The 26,791-nt window shown below is 43.8% G+C and carries 26 protein-coding genes and 3 pseudogenes; 8 read left to right on the forward strand and 21 right to left on the reverse strand.

Translation table 11 applies throughout. The features are described from left to right. Positions 1 to 15: 15 nt before the first annotated feature. The 6 genes from C0557_RS21560 to C0557_RS21585 form a co-directional block, all read right to left on the reverse strand. Positions 16 to 324, reverse strand: coding sequence for a hypothetical protein (locus tag C0557_RS21560; RefSeq protein WP_208660901.1), 309 nt, complete (start codon positions 322 to 324; stop codon positions 16 to 18). A 97-nt stretch (positions 325 to 421) separates the two neighbouring features. Next, positions 422 to 790 carry a hypothetical protein gene (locus tag C0557_RS21565; protein ID WP_208660908.1) on the reverse strand — a complete coding sequence of 123 codons (369 nt, stop codon included), beginning with the start codon at positions 788 to 790 and terminating at the stop codon, positions 422 to 424. Between the two features lie 123 nt (positions 791 to 913). Next, positions 914 to 1,279: a hypothetical protein gene (locus tag C0557_RS21570; RefSeq protein WP_208660910.1), complete on the reverse strand. Its 366-nt coding sequence runs from the start codon at positions 1,277 to 1,279 to the stop codon at positions 914 to 916. A gap of 74 nt (positions 1,280 to 1,353) precedes the next feature. Beyond that, positions 1,354 to 1,773, reverse strand: coding sequence for a hypothetical protein (locus C0557_RS21575; RefSeq protein WP_208660913.1), 420 nt, complete (start codon positions 1,771 to 1,773; stop codon positions 1,354 to 1,356). 463 nt (positions 1,774 to 2,236) lie between these two features. Next, positions 2,237 to 2,509 (reverse strand): hypothetical protein, encoded by a 273-nt coding sequence (locus C0557_RS21580; RefSeq protein WP_208660921.1) that lies wholly within the window; start codon positions 2,507 to 2,509, stop codon positions 2,237 to 2,239. Further along, positions 2,509 to 3,429 carry an integrase domain-containing protein gene (locus C0557_RS21585; RefSeq protein ID WP_208660924.1) on the reverse strand — a complete coding sequence of 307 codons (921 nt, stop codon included), beginning with the start codon at positions 3,427 to 3,429 and terminating at the stop codon, positions 2,509 to 2,511. Before C0557_RS21585 ends, C0557_RS21580 begins: the two co-directional genes overlap by 1 nt. A 1,086-nt stretch (positions 3,430 to 4,515) precedes the next feature. Between C0557_RS21585 and C0557_RS21590 the strand changes: the two genes are divergently transcribed. Continuing rightward, the gene (locus C0557_RS21590; RefSeq protein ID WP_208660926.1) at positions 4,516 to 5,307 is read left to right on the forward strand and encodes a spermidine synthase; all 792 of its coding nucleotides are present in this window, start codon (positions 4,516 to 4,518) and stop codon (positions 5,305 to 5,307) included. A 67-nt stretch (positions 5,308 to 5,374) separates the two neighbouring features. On the opposite strand, the pseudogene C0557_RS21595 reads toward C0557_RS21590, so the two are convergent. Next, positions 5,375 to 5,947: pseudogene (locus C0557_RS21595) on the reverse strand (Tn3 family transposase); the annotation flags it as partial. 49 nt (positions 5,948 to 5,996) lie between these two features. On the opposite strand from C0557_RS21595, the pseudogene C0557_RS21600 reads away from it, so the two are divergent. From C0557_RS21600 to C0557_RS21615, 4 genes and pseudogenes are all read left to right on the forward strand, one after another. Continuing rightward, positions 5,997 to 6,218 (forward strand): annotated as a pseudogene (locus C0557_RS21600) (Tn3 family transposase); the annotation flags it as partial. Between the two features lie 375 nt (positions 6,219 to 6,593). Next, positions 6,594 to 7,031: a GNAT family N-acetyltransferase gene (locus C0557_RS21605; protein WP_208663084.1), complete on the forward strand. Its 438-nt coding sequence runs from the start codon at positions 6,594 to 6,596 to the stop codon at positions 7,029 to 7,031. Positions 7,032 to 7,183: 152 nt separating this feature from the next. Further along, the gene (locus C0557_RS21610; protein WP_371813272.1) at positions 7,184 to 7,420 is read left to right on the forward strand and encodes a DUF4158 domain-containing protein; all 237 of its coding nucleotides are present in this window, start codon (positions 7,184 to 7,186) and stop codon (positions 7,418 to 7,420) included. A gap of 178 nt (positions 7,421 to 7,598) precedes the next feature. Next, positions 7,599 to 8,381, forward strand: a complete 783-nt coding sequence (locus tag C0557_RS21615) for an aldolase (protein ID WP_208660928.1) — start codon at positions 7,599 to 7,601, stop codon at positions 8,379 to 8,381. Here the strand turns inward: C0557_RS21615 and C0557_RS21620 are convergent. The 10 genes from C0557_RS21620 to ectB are packed head-to-tail and all read right to left on the reverse strand — an operon-like array spanning position 8,374 to position 20,727. Next, positions 8,374 to 9,711, reverse strand: a complete 1,338-nt coding sequence (locus tag C0557_RS21620; RefSeq protein WP_208660930.1) for an amidase — start codon at positions 9,709 to 9,711, stop codon at positions 8,374 to 8,376. The genes C0557_RS21615 and C0557_RS21620 overlap by 8 nt on opposite strands. Next, positions 9,711 to 11,105: an MFS transporter gene (locus tag C0557_RS21625; RefSeq protein WP_208660932.1), complete on the reverse strand. Its 1,395-nt coding sequence runs from the start codon at positions 11,103 to 11,105 to the stop codon at positions 9,711 to 9,713. The genes C0557_RS21620 and C0557_RS21625 overlap by 1 nt, the downstream gene beginning before the upstream one ends. 23 nt (positions 11,106 to 11,128) lie before the next feature. After that, positions 11,129 to 12,373 carry a phosphoribosylamine--glycine ligase gene (gene purD / locus C0557_RS21630; RefSeq protein WP_208660934.1) on the reverse strand — a complete coding sequence of 415 codons (1,245 nt, stop codon included), beginning with the start codon at positions 12,371 to 12,373 and terminating at the stop codon, positions 11,129 to 11,131. A gap of 34 nt (positions 12,374 to 12,407) precedes the next feature. After that, positions 12,408 to 13,592 carry an acetyl-CoA carboxylase biotin carboxylase subunit family protein gene (locus C0557_RS21635; protein WP_208660936.1) on the reverse strand — a complete coding sequence of 395 codons (1,185 nt, stop codon included), beginning with the start codon at positions 13,590 to 13,592 and terminating at the stop codon, positions 12,408 to 12,410. A gap of 18 nt (positions 13,593 to 13,610) precedes the next feature. Continuing rightward, entirely contained in the window at positions 13,611 to 14,684 is a 1,074-nt protein-coding gene (locus tag C0557_RS21640; protein WP_208660938.1) for a CapA family protein, read from the reverse strand. Between the two features lie 21 nt (positions 14,685 to 14,705). Continuing rightward, positions 14,706 to 15,206: an N-acetyltransferase gene (locus C0557_RS21645; RefSeq protein WP_208660940.1), complete on the reverse strand. Its 501-nt coding sequence runs from the start codon at positions 15,204 to 15,206 to the stop codon at positions 14,706 to 14,708. Then, positions 15,203 to 16,189: a TauD/TfdA family dioxygenase gene (locus C0557_RS21650; RefSeq protein WP_208660942.1), complete on the reverse strand. Its 987-nt coding sequence runs from the start codon at positions 16,187 to 16,189 to the stop codon at positions 15,203 to 15,205. The genes C0557_RS21645 and C0557_RS21650 overlap by 4 nt, the downstream gene beginning before the upstream one ends. Next, on the reverse strand, positions 16,186 to 17,313 hold the full coding sequence (locus C0557_RS21655) for a ThiF family adenylyltransferase (protein ID WP_208660944.1): 1,128 nt from the start codon (positions 17,311 to 17,313) through the stop codon (positions 16,186 to 16,188). Before C0557_RS21655 ends, C0557_RS21650 begins: the two co-directional genes overlap by 4 nt. Next, positions 17,310 to 18,716 (reverse strand): hypothetical protein, encoded by a 1,407-nt coding sequence (locus C0557_RS21660; protein WP_208660946.1) that lies wholly within the window; start codon positions 18,714 to 18,716, stop codon positions 17,310 to 17,312. Before C0557_RS21660 ends, C0557_RS21655 begins: the two co-directional genes overlap by 4 nt. Before the next feature lie 10 nt (positions 18,717 to 18,726). Continuing rightward, positions 18,727 to 20,727, reverse strand: coding sequence for a diaminobutyrate--2-oxoglutarate transaminase (ectB, locus tag C0557_RS21665; protein ID WP_217273273.1), 2,001 nt, complete (start codon positions 20,725 to 20,727; stop codon positions 18,727 to 18,729). Positions 20,728 to 21,645: 918 nt separating this feature from the next. Between ectB and C0557_RS21675 the strand changes: the two are divergent. Next, positions 21,646 to 21,900, forward strand: a pseudogene (locus C0557_RS21675) (transposase); the annotation flags it as partial. Between the two features lie 373 nt (positions 21,901 to 22,273). Here C0557_RS21675 and C0557_RS21680 read toward each other — a convergent pair. Continuing rightward, positions 22,274 to 22,723 (reverse strand): transposase, encoded by a 450-nt coding sequence (locus C0557_RS21680; protein WP_208660948.1) that lies wholly within the window; start codon positions 22,721 to 22,723, stop codon positions 22,274 to 22,276. 70 nt (positions 22,724 to 22,793) lie between these two features. Here C0557_RS21680 and C0557_RS21685 point away from each other — a divergent pair, with 70 nt between their 5' ends. Then, on the forward strand, positions 22,794 to 23,012 hold the full coding sequence (locus C0557_RS21685; RefSeq protein WP_208660950.1) for a hypothetical protein: 219 nt from the start codon (positions 22,794 to 22,796) through the stop codon (positions 23,010 to 23,012). A 125-nt stretch (positions 23,013 to 23,137) separates the two neighbouring features. Beyond that, a complete protein-coding gene (locus C0557_RS21690) occupies positions 23,138 to 23,419 on the forward strand; it encodes a hypothetical protein (protein WP_208660952.1) in 282 nt (93 codons plus the stop codon). Positions 23,420 to 23,472: 53 nt separating this feature from the next. Here C0557_RS21690 and C0557_RS21695 read toward each other — a convergent pair whose 3' ends face one another. Genes C0557_RS21695 through C0557_RS21705 form a run of 3 tightly spaced genes read right to left on the reverse strand, consistent with a single transcriptional unit; the run spans position 23,473 to position 26,789 of the window. Beyond that, positions 23,473 to 25,014 carry a conjugal transfer protein TraG N-terminal domain-containing protein gene (locus C0557_RS21695; RefSeq protein WP_208660954.1) on the reverse strand — a complete coding sequence of 514 codons (1,542 nt, stop codon included), beginning with the start codon at positions 25,012 to 25,014 and terminating at the stop codon, positions 23,473 to 23,475. A 10-nt stretch (positions 25,015 to 25,024) separates the two neighbouring features. Continuing rightward, entirely contained in the window at positions 25,025 to 25,363 is a 339-nt protein-coding gene (locus C0557_RS21700; RefSeq protein WP_208660956.1) for a hypothetical protein, read from the reverse strand. 1 nt (position 25,364) lies between these two features. Next, entirely contained in the window at positions 25,365 to 26,789 is a 1,425-nt protein-coding gene (locus C0557_RS21705) for an integrating conjugative element protein (protein WP_208660958.1), read from the reverse strand. Positions 26,790 to 26,791 lie beyond the last annotated feature (2 nt).

The raw sequence follows: 26,791 nt of genomic DNA on the forward strand, positions 1-26,791 counted from the left end.
TCAGTAAACGATGATTCAGTCGAAACGGTAACGCAGCCCGGCCATCTGCTGCGCCATCTGCCAACCCGCCCGTAAAGCCTTACGTGCGGAGGCAAACTGACCGGCACTGGCCAGTTGCTGATACTGCCAGTCATGCGAACTGTAGCCCGTTCTGCGTGAAATGATGGCGGTAAATCCCCCTTCAAACTGAACGACCTCGGCGCGGAAACTGCTGTGACCGCTGCGGTTGGTGAACCATTCGGCCTGCTGCTGCCGCATTGCCTCTGAAATGCGGCTGAGGACACGCGTGGTACGGGTGATAAATAACAGTATTATACTGCTCATGGTTTTCTCCTTAGTTAATGCGGAGAAAACCGTCACCGCAGATGCAGGGAGGTTTATCCCCGCATGGGTTGGTACATCAGTGATAAGCTGGCTTTAATCAGAAAGCAGCTTCGCTGTTTTCCATCATAATAAGCCACTCTTCGTCCTCAACCGCCCGGTCGTAAAAGTACGTCCAGACGGCTTCATTAAGTTTCCGCCCCCTCTCACAGAGACGGTCAAACATCTCCTGCCATGAAGGCGGAACCTCGCCGCGCACCGACAGCTCTGCGAGCTGCGCTGCCACATCGCCCAGTTTCCAGTCTGTGTTCCGGAAACTGTCATCGTCCGATTCGTCAACAAGTCCAAGACGCTGAAGGGCATCGATCATCATGAGATTACCTTCCGCTCTGGCCAGCTCAATGCGATGAGAAGTCCGCTCGTTTGCTAAAATGTGGAACAGTTCTTCTTTGGTATATGAGTCTTTCATGGTGGATTCCTTTGAGAATGACGGAACCCATCCCCCGGCGGGAACTGAGTTCCCCTGAGGGTGAAAAGCAAATTTCGTATCAGTCTTACGCAAACAGGTTGAAGTCGAACTGAAAGACGACCTTCAGTCCATCCAGCGTTCTTCGTTAATCAGGCTCTCTTCATCTGTGACTGCGCGCCCGAAAAAATACGTCCAGGCAGCTTCATCAATCTCTCTGGCCATATTGCAGAGGCCTTCAAAGAAAGAGTGCCAGGCTTCAGGGATAAGATTGCGTACAGACAACGTAGCAAGACCTTGTGCAACAGCAGCCATATCCCAGACGTAAAACGGAAACCCGTCTTCATCTGTCCCGGTATTAAGGTCAAGGCGGCGAAGCGCTGCGATACCCAGCAGCTCACCTTCTGCCTTTGCCAGCGTGATTTTGTGAGCGATCTGCTCGCTGGCATGGTGAGATTCGTAATAATCAGACAATGAGTGTGATGAATGCATGATCGGGTTCCTGTGAAGGAAACCCGCCCCGGAGGGAGCAAGTCCCCGTCGGGTGAGGTGAATGCCTGACTCAGTCAGACGTAATCAAAGGTTGATGAGCAGGGTACGAACGTACCTGCCTGGGACTTCCGCGCTTCCAGGAAACCGTTATGGCATCCTTCCTGCCACCGGGTGGCATCAAGCTCCAGTCCGGTTCTGGTTAAATACGTGAGTAATACACGGGGCCAGCGTTTCCTCATACCGTGATACTGACGGTCTCCGAAGAAATAAGCGGCATCGTAAACGCTGCACTCAGTGAACATCTTTGCTTCCGCTTCATCTTCAAGCAGAATAAAGGCTCTGGCACGCTTCAGCTGATCAGCAATAAGGCACAACGCCTCTGCGTCAACTCTGAACCAGTAAAACCACTCTGACAGTTGCGAGCGGGGTGCACATGAACGCAGTGTGCGTTCAGCAACGATGGAAAAATAATGAATTAAACCGAGTAAACGCATGGTTGCCTCTCCGGGATGCAGGGAAACAACCACCCGATACGGGAAGCGTTGTCCCGTGGGATGAAAATTCAGAAGATGAGTTGAATGGACCTTAACCTGATATCAGGTCCCTGTTTGCAAAGGTTAACAGGTTTGAACCGCCCGAAAGCGCCATCTCTCAGGTTGTGATGGCATTGGCATGTGATTACCCTAAGGCGTCCCTCTCAAATCACCGGAACATTGGCAGTTGTCACAGGGACAACGGTTAGCAAATTTATCGTACTTCAGGTTTTTACTTTCTTCAAGAGTATTGCTTAAGGAACCACCACAGAAAGTCGCATTCATGATTTTCATGGCACCAGAACGCATAGTCGGACAAAACATATCGCGCGTTTGTGACGCCTGTTGCCCGGGCCTGATTACACCAGTCATCGCTGGTGATCGTACTGAACAGATGAAAAAGGTCATCAAGATATTTAATCCTTTAATCAGGAATAAGTCCTAACTCCTCAGCCTCAGACATCCGTTCGGTCATGAGAAAGACATAACGCTGAATATAATATTCAGTGTCCCTCAAATAGTTCTCAGGGTAAGGCAAACCATATTCCATGAAAATGGAATCCAGTAATAATTTACTCCTGACTGACTGTAACTCACCTTCGATACCTGAAATGAGCTTAATGAAATGAAAGGCTGAAATGTCGCTTGCGGAAACAACCAGGTATTTTATGTCATGCGGTTTTAAAGTGTAGATCATTATTCACTATCCTGATGGTTACGGTAATATACCTGTCTGATATAACGGCCACGACCATCCCCATGACCAAGATCCATCGAGATCATTGCCATGACTTCATTTTCATTGAATCCCTGTTTTTTATGAAAAGATGAAAGCTCGCGGGCGAAATTATATCGCATACTGTGCGGCGCTTTTTCACCTGTCAGTCCGACTTTACGGACAAAATACCGATAACGATTAATTGCCTGATGAATTCCTGGTTTATCAATAAAGCGTCCATTACGCTCCCTGGCTTCCTTTTCAGCGTAAATTATTGCGCGACGTGCTTCATCGCGATCAATAATTGTGGTATCTCTGGGGCGTCCTCCTTTGGTTCCAAATACAACACGTATCGATTTATCACCATTTTCAATCGCTCGTTTCCATGTGGATATTGATTTACAGGCCTCAACAGCTTCTTTGGTTCTTAACCCGAAAACGAAGGCAAGCCTCATCGTTGCAGCTACGCCGCGATCCTGTTTTTCAATTTCATTAAATGCTTTCGAAAACTCTTCGCGTGTCAAAGCTGTTTTAGTGCCATCCCGGTTAACCCCCGAAATACCGAGCGCTTTATTACTCAGTCTTTCATTATCCGGGTCAGCAAGCCGGTGTTTCCCTGCTGCACTGAAAATTCCCCGGAATACAGACATTTCATTCTGGAGTGTACGATGGCTGATGTTTTGCGTTTTACGATATGCAATATAACTTTCGACGTAACGAACCTTCAGCGCGTCAACGCTGCGAAGTTTGATACCGGTGTCTTTAAGGTGATTAAGAAAGTAGCGGGCAACCCTCTGACGATCAGCGATGGTCGCATATCCTCCGGCCCCTTTCCTGGCAAGAGAAATAAAGTCCTTTCTGAATCCTTCGATCTTTGAACGCGTGCTTTTCTGCTTCATCGGGTCTCCATATCACTTTTCCCGGGTCTTTCTGACGCGAGCAACCCGCAGGCAGCTCCCGGCAGAAAGGCCCTCAACCATGACCAGTGCGTTGGTCAGACGTCCATGCGTGTCGGTTAATTTGCCCTCCTGGCCATCAGGTACTGTGTAGCATGGCGAGGCTGAGTTGAGTTGTTGCAGGAGCCCGTTAAGCACTCTGTGCGACGGTTGTTATGCTCCCCGTTCACCCGGTTCCGGTGAACGCCTCAGTACCTGGACGATTTCCTCCTGATTTCATGTAGTTAAGACTTAAAAAAGTCATTGGTTACGATTTGCGTTTTGCGGCCGTCCGTGAAAACGGACGCAAAACAGAGACGTATTACAAAGATGCGATTTGGTGATTCCCGTGAAAACACCTTTCAAATCGCCTGTGAAGGCACGTATTACGTGGTTTTGACGTATGCCGCTTTGCGGCGTCACTTGGTACTCGTTTCACTCGAACGCAAGTGACGCCGCGCTCCTCTGCTCTCAATGCAGTCGTGGAAGATGCCCAAATGTTCCAAATGGTCATACCCACGCCGCAAAGTTTGCAACGGATGCAGTCGTCAAAAATCGAGACGAAACGAAGAAAACAGACAGATGAGTCTGCAGGAAGGCTGTCAGAGACAGCTTGTTTGTGAAGGAATATCCTTTATCGCTGTAAACGCGATCCCCATTTTCAAAGGCTGACGGGTTTACCGCCCGAAGGCTCCGTCTCTCAGGTCATGACGGTTTTGGCATGCAATCACCCGAAGGCGTCCCTCTCAGATTGCGGGGGACATTGGCATGTTGCTTTACGCAACGGTACAACGGTGCAGATAGTAGATCGGGTCGGGATCACTTTTCAAGAGTGATCATCAAGACCGGGAAGCTCATCGTAGTTTCAGATGTGAAAAATGACTCAGCATGTTACAGTGAGAATATAAGGGTTTAATATCTGCGCAGTGGAATTTTAGCGAAGGGCGTATTATCAATGTGTTACATACTTAATAAAATCAGTCCGCACTCCGTGCATTGAACCTTAAAGATTATCAGATCTTAGCCCTAAACGTTTTGGAAAAATATTGAATGCCTATTTCAGACCCTGTTAAATCACTTTCTCCTTTTCGCTTACTTGGAAAAAGACTGGCTCACCTGGAAGATGAATACGGAAATGTTATCGTTATTGAAAATTGCACCCATTTAATTTTAACCTTTGATGAAATTTATGAACAAAGCAAAATGATGAAGGTGTCGCCATCCATGCCAGTTCATCATTACATCAGGGCGATGTTAATGTCGCTCTCTTTTACCCCTGTTGAAAAGGCGCTTGTTTTAGGACTCGGAGGTGGCTGCCTGGTTCGTGCTATTAACGCCAGTAATAATAAAATCGTACAGGACGTAGTGGAACTTCGTGAGACGGTGATGCGCATTGCAGAAAAATATTTTTCATTACCTGATGGCTCGAGAACGCATTACCATATTCAGGATGCGAATGATTTCATGACCCGAAAAAGTGCAGGAAAATATAATATTATATTTTCTGACCTTTATTCAGAAGATGCTATGAACCCACTTCAATCAAAACGGAGTTTTTTAGTTTCCTGTGCAGACCGTCTTGACGACAACGGATGGCTGGTCATAAATTACCACATCCCTCCTGACGTTCACTCGCTTTTTTCATATACATTACATTCGCTTTTTAAAACTGTTCTTTATTGTACTGTATCCAGTGGTAACGTCATTATTTATGCCAGCAAAAAAGATATTCAAATCCCTCTTTCAAAGTACCAGGAGTGGGGTAATACTGTCGGTAAGATGTTCGGCTGTGACGTCAGTACATTATCCCGAAGGTTATCATTCTGGCCAAAACCATTTTAATATATTATCAACATGAATTCTTACAACGTGGAATACGATTAGACATTATATGAGTGCTGTTTTGGATTCATATTTTAGAGTTCCGTTTGGGAAGCGTAAAGTATTGTACTTTGGGGTTGTTTTTGTACTGACTGACATCAACAGGTCGTAAATGGCGATACTTACCATCTGTCATTTTCTTATTGTTTCGCGAGATATAGTCTCGTGTCAGATTAATGTGCTCCCAGCCCAGAGGGGACAAGTGTGATAGAAATTACTCATTGAAATATAGTCCTTTATTTTTTAGGAGGTTAATAGCATTTTCTATATATACGGTATTCCATAATGTGACCGATGCAGTGAGCAGCGTAAGTCCACTGGCACGGTAAATCTGGTTTTCCAGACCACGATCCCTTATTTCTCCCAGACGATGCATGAAGATTGCTCTGACAAGGGGCATTCCGGGCTTTCCTTTGTTCAGGCCGTCCTGAACCCTGAGACGCAGCCCAGGATCGCGGAACCAGTCCAGCATAAACAGTATTCGGTCAATGTGGCTAATTTCCCTCAGTGCTTTAGCCAACCCATTGTGCTTCGGGTAGCTTTTCAGCATCAGAGAAGTGGTAACCGTTCCCTGTTTGATTGAGGTTGTCAACGCCAAGATTGTTGACCTTACCGTCTTACATCACAATTCACCGGATCGGGCCGGTAGGAATACCGTGTATATGGATAGAGCAGTCAATGCCCTGAAACTTAAAGGACTAAAGATCAATGTACAACTGCTGTCGCATTTGCCAACGCCAGGTTGGGAGCACATTAATCTGACAGGTGATTATATCTGAAAAAGCAACCAAATACAGCTTTCTGGTAAGTTCCGTCGACTGAGACCAGCTAAAGTCGGAAGATCAAAAAAAAGCCTTAACGTAGGGTTTTAAGGGCCTATGGAACCAAAACGTACTATAATTTTTAACATCCAAACTGCTCCCTCTATTCAACTCAGTGACAGACTTAGAGCGAAAGTTTAGTGAAAGTAGTAAAAATGGCATCCGTATTGCGTTCTTATGCTGTCACTATGCATATGGAGATGCCAATAAGATGTTGATAATATGAACATTCCAGGATAGAAATGTTCACATGCGAGTTTTAGGATTGATTTCGTGAAAGGACCCAGCAGAGAACTAAAAAGCGAATACCTTTCATCCTTATACGTTAAATAAAGTGGATATTCTGTAGCCAAAGAAAGAAGGTATAAGAAATTTTTAGTGGTACGTTTAACAAATATATGTTTAGTAATTAGGGGTAATGTAAAAATGTGTAATATAAATAATGAAATAATTTATGAGATTAGCGAAGATTCAGCCGCTGAATATACAATGCCAATTGAAGAAGGGCTCAATGATTTCAACGATTTAATCACAGGGATTAGTGATCGTAAGCCACTGAATATATTAATAAAATCCAATAAAACAGGTAAGGTCATTGGAGGTATGCAAGGGCGAACCTCACTTGGATTACTTTTTGTTGATCTTTTTTATCTTCCTCCCGAACTTCGTAGAAATGGTATTGGCACAGAAATCCTCCGAAGGTTTGAAGATGAAGGGAGAAAAAGAGGATGCTCAGCTGCTTTTTTGTATACAATAAGTTTCCAAGCGCCTGACTTCTACAAAAAGCACGGATGGGTGGAGTTTGGTCGTATTGAATGCATCCCAACAGGGACAAGTAGAATATTTATGAAAAAAACGCTGTGATAGTTATCCAGAAGTAGTTGAATTAAAATTGAAAAAAATAAATTGCTTTTTTAAGAGTACTACTGTTAAGGGGGGGCAAACTCAATAACAACCCGGTTGATTAAGTAAAATAAATATAGTTTTTTACCCAGCACTAAAATGCAAGGAGGCAGATTCTTTTAGTGTCGGAACGAGAATCCTTACTGACATTACCAGAGGGTGAGGTAACGCTGACCCGAAAGACGTATTTCAGTGAGAAGGATCTGGCACTTATTAATGCTCACCGTAAACCTGCCAACCGGTTTGGTTTCTCCGACCTTCTCGGTTACCTGAAAACTGGAAACACTGGACTATTAGAGAAAGGTATGAATTGTAAAACAACACTGAAAACAGATAGCACAATAGCCTGAAGACCTAAGGGGAAAAACGGGAGCGACTGATTATAAGCACTTGTATTTTTTAAAAAATGAAAGATTGAACTCACATCCTGAATATGACAATTTATTTATAGCAAAGAGTGCAAAGAACGGACAGAAAATATCGCATAAATATTAATGACAAACCATTACAATGAAAGGATAATTGTTTATGTTCAAGTCATCTCTGTTATCAAAAGATGAGATCGTAAAAAAATCATTGAGTGATATGGAAGAACATTTAAATGTCAGAGAATGGGACATCCGCCAGAAACTGGCGTTGACTTGCAGGATATTATTCATGATGGGTCATGACTCGGGTCTCGCGGGTCAGATAACAGCACGAGGGGCCGAACCCGGCACCTGGTACACCCAGCAACTGGGGTTAGGTTTTAATGAAATCAAGGCAAGTAATCTATTACTGGTTAATGACGATTTAGAGGTCATTGAAGGAGATGGGATGCCAAATCCTGCAAACAGATTCCATTCATGGCTATACAATAAGCGGAAAGATATTAATTGCATTATACATACACATCCCTTTAACTCGTCAACACTTTCAATGCTGGGTGTACCCCTAATCATATCACATATGGATGTATGTCCACTTTATGACGACTGCGCTTTTCTTGAGAAATGGCCAGGCATCCCGGTTGGAAATGAAGAGGGCAAGATAATATCTGAAACCCTGGGGTCGAAGAAAACAATTCTTTTGGCTCATCATGGCCAACTGTCAACGGGTGAAAATATTGAAGAAGCATGTAACCTCGCAATACTGTTTGAGCGGGCAGCTAAAATGCAACTAAAAGCCATGTCAGCAGGAATAATAAAAGAGCTGGATGAATGCCTGGCCAGCGAAGCAAGAAAATGGATAGCCAGACCTGTCAGACACAAGGCAGCTTTTGCATACTACTGCCGAAGATTTATGGAAGAACACGCTGACTGCATTAATTAAAGGGATCAAACCGCATTCTGAACCGGATGCGGTCTTCAATAACTTCAGCTATGTGAAGTGCCTTCAAATCATCTCCGTGACGACATACTATCTGGAAAGAAAGGGGCATACCGTTTGAATTTATCCCCATTGGAATCGAAATAGCACATAAATCAAGGAAATTGACAAATCTTGTGAAATCATTAGGAGGGGAGTATTTGCTATCCTCTGCTATCAACCATGCTGAGGAAGGAGTCGTTGGGATGACTAATGCATCAATCTGACTGAACCAGGAAAAAACACGATCCCGTAGGAACATGCAATACTTTATTGCTGATTTGTATTCTTCCTCATTGATATTTTTTCCCCGTGATAGTTTTTTTATAATATTTGGTCCGAGCCCACTACCGTCTTTGCAAAGATGAGAGTAGTTTCTCCAAGCTTCAAATGAAGTAATTGTACTGTTTACTCTCATGCACTCATTAAGAGAAGTGAAAAAGGAAATAGTTTTGATGTCTAAGGTGTCGGATTTTATTTTTTCTAAGGTCTTCTGAAATATTACTGCGTACTCAGTATCGATAGATGGCATATCTTCGTCTGGCAGTGATGCAAGCTTAAATGAAAGACGTTCCGGGAAATCGCATGCGTGAGAAACTAACTGTCTGTAAACCATACCGATGTCAGCAGCAGTTTTGCCAATAAGACCGACTGTGTCCATGGTCTGGCTGAGTGGCAGGACTCCCTTCACGGAGAGCCTCCGAGAAGAGGGCCTTAACCCGCTTACCCCACACCATCCGGCAGGTATGCGAATAGATCCTCCGGTATCTGTAGCAAGAGAAAGAGGAGTTAATGTAGAGGCAACAGCTACAGCTGAACCACTGCTAGACCCGCCGGGCGCGTAATGCCTGTGGGAAAGCCAGGGGTTAACTGCGGTCAGTCCAGATTCACTCACTCCAGATGCTCCCATGCCGAGTTCAACAGCGCTGTTTTTACCGATGGGAATCATTCCTAGATTTTTTAAAGATTGAATAACTGGCGCCGTGATAGTTTTTTTTTCATGAAAACATCGTGTACCACCTCCTGTAACCATACCTGAATAATCGAAGAAGTCTTTAAAGGAAAAAGGTATGCCATGGAGAGGCCCAAGACATCTTCCAGATAGAATATCTTTTTCAGCAAGTAAAGCCTGCTTGAGTGCTTCACTTCTGAATATTTCAACATAGCAATTAAGTGAAGGATTCAGGCAATCTATACGAGTCAGGTAGAGACGCATTAAATCAACAGGTGAAAGGTCTCCTCTCTGAAGATGAAAGGAGATCCTGGCTAATGAAAAATCAATTACTTCATTCATTACCTTTCTGCACCGTCAGAAGAGGTGGAGTTATATGTGTCCATATCATTATTAACTCCAAAGATGTTAATTAATACAATGGAGAAGGTCACCAGTATGATTGTCAGTACTGCATACTTTAGATTTGACACAAATATAGATTCAGAGCTCACCATCTTTGCAAACACAGCAACGGCTAAAGCAGATCCCATTTGTCCAGTTGCCCTTGATATACCAGATGCCAAACCAGTATATTTTCTTGGTACACTTTGCATAAACAAAGATGTTGACATAGGAGACCCTAGCCCTCCCCCGAAACCTATGAGAATCATGGGTAGAATAAGAAGGTAATAACTGTGTGAATATTGTGTAGCTAACAGTCCCGCAAAGCCAAACAATCTCAGCAACGCTCCAAAAATCATCATGCTGCTTGTCTTATACCGGTTAGATAAAACACCGGAAATTTTATTTCCGCCAATAACACTTAATGAAAGAGGGAGCATGAGCAGACCGGTTTCCATGGCACTAAAATGAAGGACATCCTGAAACCAAAAAGTTAAAATGAACAGAGATCCAAAAAAAGAGAAAGCTCCTGCAAAAAATATCCATGAGATAGAACGGAAATTAGAATTCCTGAACAAGGCCAAAGGCATTATAGGATTTTTAGTTTTCCTTTCAATTAAAACAAAAAAATAAACAAGTAATAAAACTATAAGAAATGATAATGTAGAATATCTATCAAGATGATTTTCCTTTGAAACTCTCATAACGCATGACAACGTAATCAGAAAAATGAAGAAAAGTAATAACTGCCCCTTCACATCAAATGAGGTTGATTTTTCCCCTTCGTCCATTAGAGAGACAGGGCAGGCCAAGAAAATACCTAATAAACACAAAGGTATGTTGATCAGAAATATAGACCTCCATGACAAATACTCTGTCATCCAACCTCCAACTATCGGACCAAACACGAGTGCCACTCCCCCCCAACTCGCCCAACTGGCGATGGCCTGGGTACGCTCACTTTTATCTTTAAAAGTATGAGTTATAAGCGACAATGAGCCTGGTACTAAAACAGCTGCGGTAATGCCCTGTAAAATCCGTCCAGAAAGGAGACTTACAGAACCCGAAGATGCACCACAAATTAATGAAGCTAGTGCAAAAAAGGACAGTCCAGATATATAAATGACTTTTGAACCATACCGGTCACATAATGCCCCCCCGGAAAGTAAAAGACTGGCAAATAATAAAAGATAGGCATTAACCACCCATTGCAGTGAAAAAACATCCAACATAAGTTCAGACTTAATTGTTGGAAGTGCAACATTGACTACAGATGAATCCAAAATCACAAGTACGTAGCTGACATTTGCAGCAAGCAACACTTTTCTTTTTACATCCTGACTTTCTGACATAATAAAACCTTATTGATGTTGAATTATATATTTTCAGCTATATCTGTTCTGTAATGCATTCCTTCGAACTTAACTTGCTTGGCAATATTATATAGCTTCTCCCTGGCATCACGAAAATCTGATCCGGTTGTACTTATGGCTATAACACGTCCACCATTACTTATTAGTTGACCATTTTCTGATACGACCGAAGAATGAAATATATGCGACTCACCAGAAACCTTCGGTAATGATATTGATTCACCAGATTTTTCAACAAAAGGATATCCCTCACTTGAAATCTGTAAAGCGACAGAAACTTTCTTACTCCAGGATAGTTTCACATTTTCAAGTTTTTTATTGAGAGCGGAAACAAAAAGATCATTTAAAGATGAGTCAAGACGTTCAAGGATTGTAAATACTTCAGGATTCCCCAACCTGCAATTAACTTCAAGGAGATATGGGTTTCCATAGGCATCAATAATAACCCCAAAATAAAGGAAGCCTAAATAACTAACTCCATCTTTTTTTAGCGAATCAATAAATGGGTCGATAATATTCTGCCTAATAATCGAATGTTGATCATCTGTGAGAACAGGAGAGTATGCACCCATTCCACCGGTATTAGGACCTAGATTACCGTTCAGAAGTTTTTTATAGTCACGACTTTCTGCCAGAGGAACATAATTTTCCCCATCATAAATAATTGTATACGAAACTTCTTCACCCATGATGAACTCTTCAATTAACACTTGTGACTCTTCGTTTACAATAACAAGATTAATTGCTTGATCAAATTCATCCTGGTCAGAAACAATAATAACTCCAGTCCCCCCATGAACGATGCCATCAGCTTTGAGAACGAACGGGAAAGATAAAGAGTTAGCAAAAGCGATAATCTCATCTTTATCCTTACAAATCATGCTTTTAGGTGTGGGGATTTCATGACGATTCATAAAAGATTTAGAATAAACTTTTGACCATTCCAGTTTGGAAGCGTCTTTGGTCGGTGCAATAATAGGTAACCCTAAATCATTAAAATGGTCAGCTACACCAGATGCTAAGGTTTGAGTTGGTGTTATCAATGTATAAGCAACATCCAGTTCGGACGCAGCCCTAGCTAGACCAATAATGTCGCTGGATTTAACTGGGATATTTTCCATTCGTAAATCCATTTCTGTGGCGGGGTTACCTGGAGCGAGATATACCTTATCTACACTATCAGATTGAAGCAATTTCCATGCTAAAGCCTGAGCGCCTGCACCGGATCCTGAAACGAGCACTTTCATAAATACTCCTTTGTTGTAAATTTTTGCGTTCTACTCACATCCAAACGACGTTATGCTCCAGCCACTTAATGAAGGTCGTAATATGCTCCTGAAGCTGTTTATCATCTTTACCAGTTATAACTGCACTTACCACATCATCTGTGTAGGTGGTTGCTTGGTTGTACTTTCCTCCTGATGTGCCAGATATACACATTGTAGATACCCAATCAAATGGGACACTTACTGGCAACATTAAAAGTGTCGACGTTCGCACAGGCATACGTATAGATGCAGCGTATACGTCCGGAGAGGAGTTATACTGTAATTTTTTAATATTGCCAGCACAGGCTTTAATCCAACTTTCATGTATATTGATACCCCATGTCTTTTCGATCAACTCACCTGTGAGTGAACCTGCTGTGCGAGATGCTATTTCACAGAGAATCAATTTATCTTGAGATGTGTGAAAAATTTCCGCATGGAATCCCAGTACCGATGTAGCAGGCAAAGCTGAAATAGTTTTTTTAGTCAGTTCAACTAATCTTTTTGCAAGTGGAGTGGTGGCTTCTATCGTTCTGCTGCCGAAGATGCCAGCAATCTTAAAGTCTAGGGCATTGTTGATGTAAGCGCATGGAGCAAAAAAGGCGTCCCCATTCTCTGTGATCACACCATTCACGTGATACATTTCACCATCAATAAATTTTTCAATCATCCATCCTTCAACGGTTTTATGCTGGAAAAAAGTTGCTAATTCAGATAGTTCTTTTGCCACCAGAATGTCTTTAGAACTGCATCCGTCAACCGGTTTTATCACTACGGGGAAAGGGTATTTTTTACAGAAAAGAAGGATGTCGGTCCAGTTATTAAGTCTTTTAAATGGTGCGACTTCAATATCAGCCTTTTCGAGATATTCCTTCATTAAGACTTTATCCCTATAAGCCATTGCACTTTTCACGCTCTGACCCTTTATGCCCAAATATTCTCTTAACTGTGCTGCGCGGACAAGATCAAACTCTGAATGGGGGAGAATATGAGTGAAAACAGTATGTTTAGCTAACTCAGTGGCGATAGACAACACTTCTTCACCGCTGTCAAAATTATCTAATTGACGGACAAATCTGTAATCATGCTGCAAAGGAAACTGAGGAACTGAAGTCAGAAGCCATAGTTCCTGCCCTGCATCCTTCAACCATTTCGCATAATTTATCTTTATGCTACGACCCAAACACAATATCGACATAAATCCCTCGGCATTAACTCACATTAAGTCAAATACAGAAAACCCTTTAATAGTTGTCCCTCGATCATCTAAAATACATTCATACATTCCCTGACTTGCACAAATAGACTGTATCTTCATGAATTCTGACCAGCGGGTGCTACCGTGTTCTATCGCTACCGGTGTATTTCCTTCAACATAGATAGGAAGCAAGTATGCTTTAGCTAATCCATTGACATCAAATGATGTAACTGTAACGCCAGAATATCGAGAAGAATCCTGTAAAAGAAATCCTGTGCTGTGGTTTGAGACTCTGTAATTCGGTTGGTCGAAAACTGCATTACCAAGACCATAACAGATTAATAATTTATCTTTTAACCTGAAACCTCTCATTTGATGGTGATGATGACCGACTACTAACTGTATTCCTAAACTCTGCATACGAATTGACATTTCTTTTTCAAATTGAGTAATTGAAAACTCCTGCTGATGATCACCCCAGTGAATCATTGCGACAATGATGTCATTTTCTAACTGTGCGTTTCTTACGGCAGCTGCAAAATAATTCCAGTCATCTTCATTAATTTCGGTATGAATTAGCGGTAATGCTCCTGGCACTACAGCTCCATTGTATGGAGAAGAATAATAATCTCTGGATCGAATTGCTGCTACTCCTCCTTGCCATTCATTAGAATCAGTTCCTGCGCGATACACGCCTGTAATACCGAAAATAGCAATTTTTAATCCTTTACATTCTACATAAACAGGTTCCCACGCTTCCTTATGAGTAAAACCTGCACCTATTTTCTTTACACCCACAGACTCAAAAAAATCGATCGTGTCAGATAAACCAGAAGTTCCTGAGTCTAGAGCATGATTATTTGCAAGTGAAAGCACACTAAACTTCTCTACTCCATAGACATTTTTCCCTGAAGATAAAGTAGCCCCTCTTCGCCCTCCTATCGGTTGAGGGTTGTCGGTCAGTACACCCTCATAGTTTCCGATGATTAGATCCATTTCATCCATAAAAGTTGATAAACAACCAAACACTTCTTTCGGTTTAGACCGATTTATCAATATGTCACCAAATGAAGCAATCAACACATCTGACATTTATCTCACCACTCAATATATTTATGCTTCAAGGGATTTACTCATGTAAATCCTTGAATTACCCTCTGGAAGACAATCAATTACACCGAATTTTTCATAACCAAATCTTGAGTAGAACCCTGGTGACTGCAGTGACATGGTAAAAAGTACCGCCTTAGTACAACCGCGTTCAATGGCTAATTTCTCAGCTCGTGTGAGTAATTCAGCACCTATACCCTGCCCCCTGAGAACCTCAGGAACATAAAGTAAATTAATAAAAAGAACGCCTAGTGAAGTTCTGCCCGCCAGACCGCCGACAAGCAATCCTTTATTATCTATCAAAGACATCTCTATGTTCTTGTCATCGGACACACCGGTTATGCTATTATTATAACTTGCAATTATTTTACTTAATTCATCACGGAAATTGATGATCGCGTCAGGATTTTCTTTAAAAACCCAACCGGTCGGAAGTTTATATTCAATCATGTTAACCCTAAAGTCCGGACCATGAAAACCCGGCTTTCCCTTATCGATATTCAATTGCTGTTTTCCATGAATAATTGTTCATAGTCCCTTCCACGTGCGGTTAATGAGGGAACAACAGGTCTACCGTCAGTAATTTCTAACCATAACCGCAGAAGATGGCGTTGATGCGTTTCATCGTCTGTAAACTCTGTTCTTGAATGTAGGGTTGTATAATTATTAAGAAATAATATTTCTCCAGGTTCTAGCATAAACTCGAACATGAATTCCTTTCTATTACACATTTCATAAAATAGGCGTAACCCGTCATCGAGATTATTGGGCAAGGGTTCTCCAATAGTTCTTGCTGCAGAACGCATATAAGCACCCAAGCACATTGAGCTCACTTTACCTGAAGTTCGGGAAAAAACAGGAACTTTATAATCTGTATACGGCTTACTACTGTTCTGTCTTTCAGCTGTTGCGTAATAGTATCCATCAAACAAAGCATCTAACAGTTCAGGATGTTTCTTTGAAAAATGATTGTAGATGTTAAGTCCACTTACAATCTGGTTTACTCCACCGGATGCGCTGCTGCTCAGACACATGAGTCCAACAATTTCGAACGCATCAGAATGAAACCCTAATTCACGGTTAGACATGTATCCCCTATTGGTAGGGTTATTTTTTTCGTTCCTTACGTGGCCAATTCTTGAACCCTGGAGATTTTGAACAACTGGCCGGCCCATACCAATCCCGATTCCCCAGAAAAGATTAGTCAGTTCACTATCAGATAACTCATGTCGGGGAAGTCCACGAACAATCACAGCCCCTTTACCATTCTGCAATCGTTCATGAATGTTATTTGTAAGCGAACTCAACTCTCTGCAGCGGAAGTCGGACCTCTTTAATTCTTCAGTTTTACGTCCTTCCAGACCTTTTAGTAAATCTACTAAAATCTCGATCTCCTGCTCATTAATGTCCAGAGCAATGTCATCTTTACTCTTCACAACCGATGCATCCCACACCGCATTGTCATCTAAAATAGGATCGTATCTCATTTGACTTTAACCTCTCGGGATGCACAGCATTCACACAGCGGATGTTGAGGCTTTTCTGTTACGTTGGTTTCTAACGTCGTAAAAGAAATCGAAACAAGTTTCCCGCTCGATATCATAGGCCAGCCTACTAATTTACGTATGATGTCAGCCGACATCATTCCACCTATGATCATTGCTGAATGGCTGAACGCGGATGTTGCTGGAATGAGATCGTGTTCTTCCCGCCAGAGACGCATAGCATAGTGGTCGGGATTGTTTTTCTCTGACCATTTTTCGTCGCACCGGAAACATCCACTTTTACCCGGATACTTTGTCCAGAACATCCCCATTCCTGCTGAAACACTATTGAAAACTCCGGGTATGCCTGTTTTGAAGCAAGCATCACTAATCCAGCGGTCTGCTGCTATGACAGGACGGTCAATCGCAGCGACAACTATATCGGGTTTGAACTTCTGAATCAGTTCAACTATATCAGGTACTCCTGTAATGCGCTGAACGACGGTGTTGACACTAGTCTCGGGGTTGACATCTTTTAGGCGGGCCTTCAACCCATCAACTTTTTGGAGACCAACATCACTGACGGTGTAAAGCTGTCTATTGAGATTGCTTAATTCAATGTCATCAAAATCAACAAGGGTTATTTGACCACATCCCGCCATCGCTAATGCAGTCGCAGTGCAGCTACCCAGTCCTCCGCATCCAAGAAGCAGCACATGACCTCTAAACAACTTCTGCTGGTACTCTTCTGGTGACATTTGTGCAGCTCCAAGTGCTGCAAATCCATTTAGATTTCTTGAATAACGTTCTTTTTGATCATTGGTTAAGGATTTGTAATCAAAGAATTCCCTGTCTTGGATGAAATTTTGAGATTTTAAATATTCCAAAAATAGATTTAACTCACTCTCGGTAACCAGGTATTCCTCATCATTAACTGAATTAAGAATTTCTTTTAATTCATATTCACCATTCAAGAAACTCAGAGCCCTTAGTTTCCATTTCGTTGGGTCTTCTATGATTTCACTTTTTTCCCCCTGACGGGTTCCCTGATGGATTGCAATACGTCCATCGTGTATAGGAACAGCTATCACTGTAGGCTGAAGACGGGGATAAATAAGTTGATTCATTTGATGTTCTCCTTAACGATAGCCACGGGAAGAAGAATTCCTCTTCTGCCAACATTCATGACGGGGTCAAAACTCGCTCTTGCCTGAAACCCTGCGAATTTACCACCAAATACATAGGTATCAATTCCTGACCACATCGGGTCTGTAACACCAATATCAGGATGAACGGCATTAACAAGACGCCCACGAATGTACTCCTGAACAATCCACGTTTCACCGTCATTAAGAGCTTTTTTTAATGTCATCTCCCATTCCTGAGACGCAGCGAAAGGACCAATTAAAAGTCCTTCACCTCTGGTTGCATTTGAAGGTTTAAGCACAAGTCGCTGCTTATTCTTAACAGCCCACTCAATAAGTTTGACCTTATCGCCATCCAGCGACGTGGTGGTTGCATCCTTTACCACTCGAGTCCATGGAATATGCTTAATGCAGAATTCCTTATCAAGTTCATCTAAAAAAAATGTCATTTCACGGTCGCTCAGAATCGCCAAGATAGCTTTATCTGCGAGCGGCCATTGGCAAATAAGTGGATTTATAAAGGTCACTTCACCGTTATATGCAGCAGTGAGGTATTCTTCAACTTCCGGTTGATCAACCAGATCTCTCAAATCCAGCTTATTATAAGCTAAATCAATCACTTCTCCATTCGGGTTGACGAGATGACTATCACGTCGCTTCAGTAAAGATGCATCGATAATTTCAGTTTTAACACCAAGCCTGTTTAAACCATCAGCCATCCAAGTAACTTCATTCTTGAAACGTCCCTTGTAGGTGACTATCGCTCCACGTTCAGCCGGTTTTCCAGTCCTTTCCTGATGGGTTGTCAGAAGCTCTTTAAGAAAAAGATCGGGGTCATCAACAAAAGGCTGGAATTCAACATTTACGGTATGATCTTTCAGCAGTGGATTTTCGACAGAAGACCAGATCTTACCAGCCAAACCATTTTGTATAACTCCACCAGGGCAATCCGTATTTGTTTCAATAATCTGATAAACACCTTCTTTGCTGAATAACCCATCCAGTCTGAATATTCTTGTTAAGGGGACATGATTAGGCAGGCTAAAGATGAAATGCTCACTTTTTTTATATGCAGGAAAATACTCTCTGATTTCTTTCGATTCAATCCAGGCCTTGGCAAACTTATCAAAGATAGTAGTAAAACGTTCACCAACCCCCTCTAATTCTTCCGCCATTTTTCCTGACATAATTAAGGGCCTGATAGATACCGGGTAACTTTTCCCTTCAAAGTTCAACCCATTTTTTTCTAACTTACTGCTCAGTTCTCGCTGAGCATCAATTAACAATCTTTCTTCTGATTTTGACAATGATGACAATTGGCTTTCAATTAAATTGTTGTCTTGTACAAAATTGTTATCATTATAAACTACACTCACATCGTTCATAACACACCTCTTATTTTCCAGTAAGAATATTTTGAAATGCTTTCTCCAATAATCTTAATCCTTCAATTAAGGTCTCTTCAAGAATAGTAAGGGGCGGCAATATTTTTACCGTATTATTATTAGATCCACATGACTCTATAACCAGTCCAAGCAGGCTTGATTCTTTGATAATCTTTGAGACTTCATCAGGACTTTTGCACTCAATACCCCAAATCATTCCTTTACCTCTAACTTCAACAATTTCATCTGAAAAGTTTTCAGCTATGCACATTAGTTTGTTTTCAATTAACTTACTTTTTTTCCTTAAAGATTCCAGAAAATCTACATCAGTCCAGTAGTCTAGAGCTTTTGTTGCGCCTATAAACGCCAGATTGTTTCCTCTGAATGTCCCGTTATGTTCTGCAGGTAACCATTTATCTAACTCAGGCTTGAGTAGTACCAAAGACATTGGCAAACCATATCCCGATATCGATTTTGCTAGGCAAATAATATCCGGTTCGATCCCCGCATTTTCAAAACTGAAAAACGTCCCAGTTCGACCACAACCCATTTGCACATCATCAATGATTAATAGTACTCCGTTTTTTTTACAGAATTTCTCAATCTTGTTTAACCATTGTTTGCTTGCAACATTCACTCCACCCTCTCCCTGAATAGTTTCGAGAATGATTGCCGCAGGCAAATTCAATCCTGAACCAGAAGAAAGCAGCATCTTCTCCAAGATGTTGTATGAATCTTCTTCTTCACCAAGAAACTTATCGTATGGCAATCGGATGATGTTGTTGAGCGATACTCCTGCTGCAGTTCTCTTAAAATCACGCGCAGTAGCAGCTAGGGCACCCAACGACATCCCATGGAATGCATTCGTAAACGCTACCACTTCTGTTCGACCTGTAACCTTCCTCGCTAATTTTAGAGCTGCTTCAACGGCATTTGTTCCGGTCGGCCCCGTAAACTGGAACTTATATTCATAATTGCGAGGGGTTAGGACTACTTCGTTAAATTTATCGATAAATTTCCTTTTTGCGCTTGTATATAAATCTAACGAGAGAGTAATACCATCTCTCTCAATATAATCAAGGATCTCTTTTTTTATGGATTGGTTGTTATGCCCATAATTGAGCGATCCAGCACCGGATAAAAAATCTATCCATGCTTCACCTTGATTGTTATATAATTTATCATTTTTTGCGACATCAAAGATTGTTGAATGTGTACGGCAGTAACTTCTGACATTGGACTCATGCAACTCAAAAATTTTATAACTATCAGTTTCTTCGGAAGACTCTTTTTGTATTCTCTCGTATATAGCATCAAACATTTTGCATCTGAGAAGTATCGTATTGCATCCAACTCTTTTAACTTGTTCAATCAATTTTTCATCATTATTGGTCAACTTATTCAGAATATTAAGCATGGTAATTGCGTGATCTTCGTCTTCCTCGATATGTAACCTGAAAAATTCAAGCCCCTCTTCCTCCACTTCCAAACTCGTGAGTGCGCTAAGAACAGGTTCATAAATCATTGGAACGATTGCTTCTGCACCTAAACAGAGTGCAGCTAAGCCATTAAGAGCGCCATCGTTGCGACAATATTGCATAACTGTCGACGCGAAGTTCTTGGTTTCCTCAAGTGCAGGGTAGGTATTTGGTTGCCCGCCAACAGCCCGTAGTGAACGCTGAAATAACTCTGCATGAGTAACTTTTCCATCTCCGTCTATACCGAGCTCTTCTAGAAGATTTTCCATTAAATGTTGAGAGTCTTCTAAATTGTCAATCTTGCTTATCAGAGCACACAGGAACCTCGTAAAATTCCTGGAGTAGTGATGATGCTGCACTAGGTAGTATCGAATCCCGCTCATACTTACCGTATTTTGCTTCATCGCATTCATCAAGGGATGGTTGATAAGTTTATGCAACGTCTCATGGTCAAGCCATTCATCCCAGATTCCACCTTCGGTAATTTGCCCTACCATTTTTTGATTTGATATCACATCATTGACTGAACTCACTTGTGTTCTCCATTCAAGTTACAGAAACAGTTAATTCGTGCTCTCTGGAATCACGAAAATTTATTGAGATCTGAACCGCATTTTTACAAGTTAGTCATTGCTAATTTATTTCCATTCAGAAAGTCCATCATCACTCCTCACTTTGTATTTTTGCCCAGAAAAACATAGTGTTATACTCAAAGCTGACAAATACTTTCTTTTCCTGACGTTAAAGTAACCTTAATGTTACGGCAAGTATTTTTTTGTTATTTTTTTGTTTCATGCCCTTATCTTGTTGAATTTAATGAATAATTAAAGCTAAACCTCCAATCCTTCCACCATAAAAACATGAGAATTAATTATTGGTTACAATTCATGCCATAATGATTACTATCGTTTATGTTAATAATTTAGTAATCCTTCACTTGGAAGAAGTGTCATTTTAAAAAGTAATACCTTTTCTCAAACTGTATTATTATCCACTACCACTTGGAGTAGATATGCCGATTTCTGATAACTTAGTAATAACAAGTACAATTGCCATTAGTAATGTTATCCTTCCAATACTCCTCGTATTAGACACTGATAGAAACATTGATTATAAAAGATTTAAAATTACACATTTACCTAAAGAAACTGGAAGCGTTAACCTGATGATTTATAGAAGGCTAGTGATAAAAAATGTCTCCACCACATCCAGAATAATTGCTAACTTTCTAAAGAAATGGTGCAATGAAAACTCGTCAAACCTAATCTATATTTCTTCAGGTTCAGTTTCACACAAAATAACTGACCTAAGCTTCAATCATTTACTTGATTTTTTAAATACCAATCGCGAAGTTTTTCTACATAACCCCTAACCCTTTTATTTTTGCAGATGATTTGCATCTTAAAAACTAGCGAAAAATATTTTTTTAATTGCACTATTATGCGCTTGTAATATCACCACAAGAAATAACAGCAATTGTTCAACAAAGCTTTTAATCTAAAATGAGTGTTTCAATGGTTGCCCGCCAACATGGTGTGGCGGCCAGCCAGTTGTTCCTCTGGCGCAAACAGTATCAGGAAGACAACCTTACGGCCGTTGCCTCTGGTGAACTGGTTGTTCCTGCTTCTGAACTTGCTGCCGCCATGAAGCAAATTAAAGAACTCCAGCGCCTGCTCGGCAATAAAACGATGGAGAACGAACTCCTTTAAGAAGCCGTCGAATATGGGCGTGCAAAAAATGTATGGTACACCCCTGTTTTGCAAGTCCGCCTTTGACCGAATCAATTGCGGAAATGTATCCGACCTCTCACGAGTCAGCCGCTTTTGACGGCAAGGCCATGATGGGATATGCACGCTCAGTTTCTATCAAAGGGGTCGGCTCAGGAAGCCGCTTTTTTGTCCCAGATTTACTGAACGTCGTTGCGCTGTTCTGTCATCAGGTAAACCCTGCAAACTTTTGTAGGTTGATGTTATCAAAATATATAAACTATACTTGTGGTAAATAAAGTGTCGATTTATGAGTTAACACTGCCCAGACCAATCGTGCAAGTTTGTTCGCCAGTGCCACGATCACCTTATTTCAGTGGGTACCTCTGGCCTCCATTTTATCTATCCATGCGCCCAATCGATCTTTCGTGCGATTAAGGTTTAAAACGCATGTCCTAGCACCATGGATAAGTAATTTCCGAAGATAGGGGTTTCCGCGTTTGCTGATACCCAGCAGCCGCTGTTTACCACCAGTAGAATGTTCTCGAGGGACCAACCCCAACCAGGCCGCAATATCGCGACCAGACTTAAACTGGTTGCCATTTCCGGCACAAGCAGTGATTGCTGTTGTGGTTAATTTATCAATACCGGGTACGGATGTTGGCCTCGTTTCCGTATCGTCTGCACTGGCATGATGCTCAATTCTTTTACGTAACAGCAGTAAACGTTCTTCGATAGCTTTATATTCGATCCAAAGCTCATTAAGAACAGTAGGCATTGCAGGCGTAAGCTCATTGTTTTCATCTGTCAGTTTATCCGGCACATCGCGGACAAAATAAGTCGCACCAGTACCACTGGTAATACCGTACTCAAGTAAAAACGCCCTGGAATGATTGAAACAGAAGTTTTATGTGAAACCAGACCTTGCCGAACCCGGTGCAGAGCCTGTAAATCAAGCTCCGAGAGGCCTTTCGGAAGAAATTAAAAAACGGGTTGAATCGCTGGCAGCGCTGACCCCGATAAAACATAAGTTGTCTGGTGTCGAAAAATGCTACAAAATTAATCTGCGTTATGGATGGTTTCTGGCTTGCCTATCAGGTGCTGAAAAGTGACGATGGCGGAGTTGATGTGGTTATCACCGTCATCACGGTAGGCCGTCGGGAAGACGTTTACAAGGCGCTAAAGTCAAAATTAGTGAAGGACTAACCAGCTAACCCACGTAAAAGGAGCTTTTACCATGAGTAAAAGTGGTTTCGATGCTGACGACCTGAGCGTCACCTTGGCCCGGTTCGCCGGTAAACGTCGTGACATCGTTTATGACGAAGCAAAGCTGAAACGTAAAGCGCCAGAACCTGTTGTGTTCTCCAGTGCTACGCAGGATTGCGGCTCTGTTGTCCTTACAGGAATGGCAACTATCCTGACTGAAACCCCTCAGCAAATAAAACGTAACGATGAATGGGCAGAGTTAAAAAGAAAGGAAGACGAAGATAGGTACAATTCATTCTATTACTATAAATAATAAAAACTGCATGACTATTCATAGTTCATGCAGTTTGGAATCATCATTTAGGGTTACTTTAACCCACCTTTAATCCCCCCTTGTATTTTATCCGTAACAAGTCCTTGCGCGTCTCGGCCCGCTTTAGCTCCAGCATCTTGAGGTGGAGATCCTGCCTTTTCCAACCCTGTCTGGACTATGGTTCCTAAATTTATCCCAAGCCAACTTAGCATCCCAACCCAGAACGTTGGGAATACCAAGTACATCATTCCCAGTACCAGATTCATGATCCAGCCGTCATTGGTTGAACTGATGAAACTCGCGAACGGCACAGAACTGCTGGTAAGCCCCTGCTGTGCCATATTGTCGTAGAGGATGGTGATCAGACGGTCATCGAGCCAGCCGGCAAGCTCCCACCAGAAGGTGATAAACTGCAGCGCAAACAGCGCAAATGAGATGGTCACTACCGTTTTGGGCTCGTAGGCACTGAACATCATCAGCACAGGGATCACCGTGATAATCATCATCTGCAGCAGCGCCTGAATCATAGGGAGTGCCTGCTTCAGAGCATCAAAACCCGGCAGTGCCTCTGCCTGTTTAAGACCAAGCCCTATAGTGGATGTCAGCCGAGTAACATTCCCTACCAAACCCGTAACGTTATCAGAACTGCCTGTGGCATATGTCGTTCCGTCACCTGACAGTCCTGCATTTCGGGGGCTGACAAGCCAGCGCAGGGCGACTTCTTCCCACTGCGTCCCCGGAAATGACCGCTGCATCTCTTTACGTGTGTTGTCACCAAAGCTGGTCAGCACGCGTTTACGCAGCCCGGATGAACCATCTGACCACCACGTTTTACAGGTTGGATAACCTCCCTGACCGGTATCAGGGTAGCCACTGTCACGCGTGCTGTCATACGGCCACTGGCTTCGGGGTGTAGTGGCGGTGTAGTAGTCATAATAACCGGACGTGTTGAGAAAATAGTCACTTCCAATCCAGCCCACGGAGTTGATGGTGGCATCGCTGAGCTGACTGTTACTGTTCTTGAGACGAAAGTACGCCCGTGAGTAGCACTGGCTGGCAAAATCCTGCACCTCCTGCAACAGCACCGGGTCACGCAGCTTCGTATTCTGCACGTCAAACCGCATCTGCCGCAGTTGCGTTCCGCAGGGAATGGACGCAATCATCGCCTGCGTGGTGCCCTTCGACATCATATGCAGCAGATACCACCAGATGGGTACTTCTGCCGTCCGGCCGTCAAAATCGTTCACCAGTCCGCTGTAACCGGAGTTCTGCGGCGTGGGGACACTGATACCGCACTCTTTTGCCCGGGAACTGTCGAATTTAATGGTGCTGATATCAACCGGCAGCAGTGGAATGCAGCAGAACAGCATCACCACGAACGACACGTATATGGCATGCTCGATACGGGGCAGTGCCAGGAGGCCTTTGTTGCCTTCATCCGCACCTTCCTCCCGGACCTTCAGCCAGACGCCCATGACCTTAAAGACCAGTGGCAGGGCAAAAAGCCCGGTGTTGCCGAGGATGCTCCACATTGAGTTGTTCAGCACCCAGCCGAACAGGACCAGAAAATATTCAAGAAAACTGTTTGCGGTCATCGACTTTTCCTCACGCCACGCCAGCCCAGGCCACACATTCAGTGGCCAGAATAAAGAGCACACAGAGCAGTTCTGTGCGTGGCAGACGGGCACGGACCTCCGGCCAGTGCTTCAGCATCTGCGGCCGGACCTTCATCAGCCAGGCCGCCGCAATGCCGGCATACATCACCAGCCGCCAGGCAAACAGCCCCCGGCGGTTGTCATGCAGCCAGCGGCGGGTCAGGTGACCATCCGGGTCGTACGCCATAAAAACAGAGGCCAGCGCGAACATGACCACGGTGACCAGCAGCAATGAGAGGATCACAAGCAACATGCGACCGGTGCGGCCGCGGAGGAAATTACGTTTCATATCACTCTGCTCCGGAGGATTGCGTCTGGTTCATCTGGCTGAAGCCCTGGTCCTGGTTGCCCACTTTCTGCTGCAGCTGGTTATCCTGATTACGGGCGCCCTGACGCGCCAGCGTAGTCAACAGGCTGTTGTTGCTGATGGACTTGCGCAGCTCCATCTCGTTACGCAGGGCATTCAGTTCGCGATCAAGCGCATCGATACGGCGGTCACCTTCTGCGATGGCCTCAGTCTGTTCGGCAGCATTGGGTTCAGATTCACCGGTGGTGAGCAGGCGGCGCATCGTGAGCGCGGTCTCCACGGTGTCGGCCATCGCCAGCTCACCGGCCAGACGCTGTACCAGCGCGGCTTTGTCCGGGTCATCTCGCAGCGACTGTATGACGCCACGCGTCACCACCAGACTGCCGGTTTTAAGCGCCGCCAGATTATCCGCGGTCGGCTGGAGCTGGCCACCGACCAGCTTATCCAGCTGCTCCAGATTGGTTTTGGTGGCGTCTTCCAGTACGGGGGAGAAGCCGGTGCCGGCAACGGCGCTGCCCGGCTGATTATCCGTGCCGCCGCTGGTGCATTCGCTGGTTTCACGGCAGGTACGGATGGAGCGGTCGCCCAGCACTTTTACCACGGCCGCGGCCGCATCGTCGGACGACGGCCAGCGCTGGCAGGCGGTGCCGGTACAGCCGGATGAACTCACGCTGCTGCTGCTTGTCGCGGGCAGGCTGTTCATCATGTTGTAGCCGGCCTTCGCCAGGTCCCGGGTGGGCTGGATGGCCTCCTGTCCCTTACCCCCGCGCTTCTGCCCCCCTATCCAGGTCACGCCTTCTTCACCGGTGGCTTTCTGCAGCTGCTGGTCACTGGAGACAGCATCGCCGCCGCTGGAAGCCACGATATCTTTATACTCTTCGGATACGGCCGCCTGCTGCCACTTGCTGCCCAGGGTGTAATCGGCGAGTTTTTTTGACATGTTCTGGCAGTTCAGCAACGCTTTATCGTAACTGAGGCCTGCCTGAAGCACCCCGTTGGTCAGCATTTCATACAGCCCCGGATTGGCACGCTGGATGGCCATCGCCGGCATGCTCATCACTGCGCCGGTCGCGCTCTGAATCACGTTGCCCATCAGGTCCTTAAACCCGCTGGTGATACCGTTAAGCTGATTGCCCACGGTGGTTTTCAGGTCGAAATTGCCGCACATGAGGTCGCTGCTCCAGCCACCGTTCAGCCCGAGGCGCGACATGTTGCTGCGGCTCGGCGGCGGTGAAATCACCGAGCCGCCCCCGATCGAGTAAAAAAGCCCGTCATTAATGGCGCCACTCACCGAGGCGCCGTCTGACGAGAGCGACGTATCCACCGCGAGTGCCGGCAGGGAGAGAACGGAGAGAAGCGCGAACGCCGCCAAGGGGCGGCGCAGTCGCCGCAGATGCTGCTGTTTCATCA

This window comes from Kosakonia sp. MUSA4 (assembly GCF_013085925.1).
Taxonomy (GTDB): Bacteria; Pseudomonadota; Gammaproteobacteria; order Enterobacterales; family Enterobacteriaceae; genus Kosakonia; species Kosakonia sacchari_B.